This is a genomic window from Falsigemmobacter intermedius (genome assembly GCF_004054105.1).
Classification (GTDB): domain Bacteria; phylum Pseudomonadota; class Alphaproteobacteria; order Rhodobacterales; family Rhodobacteraceae; genus Wagnerdoeblera; species Wagnerdoeblera intermedia.
In genome coordinates this window covers 1-1,866 of sequence record NZ_SBLC01000124.1, presented here as the reverse complement: position 1 = coordinate 1,866, position 1,866 = coordinate 1, and the positions used below count along the sequence as shown (strand labels likewise).

Here is a 1,866-nt window from a genome sequence, read left to right as displayed (position 1 = left end):
TGGGTCAAATCTCAATGGAAATTATCGCCCCAAATGGGTCAGTTCTAAGCGGCAATCAACACAGGGTCTTCACATCGATGGTCAGCTCAGGATCTGCATTCGCGGCTTCTCCGGACACCCCGGTCGCACCCGGAAGCAGTTGGTGACGCCACTGCTTGCACTGGTTCGGTTGCACGTCAAAATCCTGCGCCAACTCGACAAGGGTCTTCTCCCCCTTGGTCCCAGATACTGCCATTCAATCGTCGGGAAAACAGTCTCCCGGACTGTTTTCTGATCCTCCTCATACCTTGAAGGCTGGGCTGTGGTTCCGGCGCGGTCGGGGTCTGTCAACTGACATTTGGGGTGCCCCGGTTGAAATGACTTGGCGCTTGAGCTCCTATTCCTGCAAGCTCTCAAGATAGAGCGCCAGATCGACCAGCCGCTTTGGCGTCGGGGTGATCCTGCCATCGCCTGCATCAAAGGGAACACTGTTACCTTCCAGCAACTGGCCAAATTCAGGCATGTTCGATGCCGAACGCCCCATGGTGTAGCCGTAGATTTTTCCCATCGCCTGCAGGCGCGGGAATGGACCGCCGTTTTTAGCAGAAAGGGCGGTAAGGTCAGCAGCTTTGCTTCCTTTGATCCCTTTGCCATCCGCACCATGACAGCTGGCGCAGAAGGACGCAAAGTCTTCGCCTGCCCGATTGGCCTCTGGAAGAGGTGCGCAGGCAACGAAAAGGTAAAGGGCTGAACCACTTAATCCGCTTATGATCATCCAACGCATCATTTATCCATCTCCCGGTTTCGTCACTCTGTTATGACAGAAAGAAAAGCAGCCGCCTTGATCTGATGCAAAGACATATTTGTGAGATGCACCGCTTCCCATTTGCAATTTCAAGCCCAGGTTTTGCTTCCTTTGTAACGGACGCAAAACCGGTCGAAGTCTGCCTCGGGTGATTGAATGTTTGACAATCACGCTGATGAAGGACAAGAAGCTGATCCGCCGTCCGTTGCGCAAAGAGAGCTCGATCCGATCCGCCGCTGATATTGCAGCCGGCCCTATGCCGGATGCCCCGGCACCGGCCTCCAGTATCAGTGGTTCACTCTGAACAAAGTGTTCAGCAAGCGATAGCTGCTTGGGAGCGTTGGTTTTCCTTTCTCGCTGCAGCCCAGATAGCCGCCATGATACAGGCAAGCCAATGCCTGAGGTGGGCGAGGATCTTCCGGATGTTGTGGCCGCAGGCGCAGAGGACCGCAAAAATGGCGTCTCCGGTGGCGCCTTTCAGGGGGCATCGGCCGAGGCGGCCATCGGTTTTCATATGGCCAATTTCAGGCTCGATGGCGCTGCGGCGGCGAAGATCGGCGATGAGCTTTGGTGTCAGGCCGCGCCGCGTGCCGCTGATCAGGACACGGGTTTTGGTCTCGCTGTGACCACGGTAGCCGCGATCGACGACTGCCAGTCCCGGGCGATGATCGGTGAGGATTTCGACCTGCTCCAGCGCCTCGCGGAGTGTGTGGCCGTCATAGGGATTGCCAGCGAAGCTGCGCATGCCAAGGATGAAGCCCTCATCCAGGCTGGTGGCGATGCTGACCTTGCAGCCGAACTCATAGCGCACCCGCGCCTTGCCTTTGGCTATACAGTCCACTTCGGGTGCATGCAGGGCATAGATCCTGTTACCGCCCTTTGCAGGCTGATGCAGCAGCTGCGAGACCAGCGCCAGTTTGGCGGTGAGACGCCTGCTCAAATCTCCCTCGGGGATGTCCTGCAGGTGACGGCGCAGGTCCCGCATCACCCGGCCAGTATAACCTTTGAGCCTCTTCAAGGCTTTACGCATGCGTTTGAACTGTTTGGCATGGGCATAGCGGCCCACCTGTAAGGCAAGACGT

General features: G+C 57.1%; 2 protein-coding genes and 1 pseudogene. All 3 read right to left on the bottom strand.

Annotated elements, in window-relative coordinates; all coding sequences use genetic code 11:
• Positions 1–61: 61 nt before the first annotated feature.
• A pseudogene (locus EP867_RS19480) lies at positions 62–235 on the bottom strand (IS3 family transposase); the annotation flags it as partial.
• 141 nt (positions 236–376) lie between these two features.
• The gene (locus tag EP867_RS19475; RefSeq protein ID WP_128491076.1) at positions 377–766 is read right to left on the bottom strand and encodes a c-type cytochrome; all 390 of its coding nucleotides are present in this window, start codon (positions 764–766) and stop codon (positions 377–379) included.
• Between the two features lie 331 nt (positions 767–1,097).
• Positions 1,098–1,866, bottom strand: a 769-nt coding sequence (locus EP867_RS19470; RefSeq protein ID WP_164888984.1) for a transposase, incomplete at its 5' end; no start/stop codon positions are given.

Excerpts from the sequence above, each read along its gene's own strand:
- EP867_RS19475 (WP_128491076.1), bottom strand. The coding sequence starts at position 766 with ATGATGCGTTGGATGATCATAAGCGGATTAAGTGGTTCAGCCCTTTAC.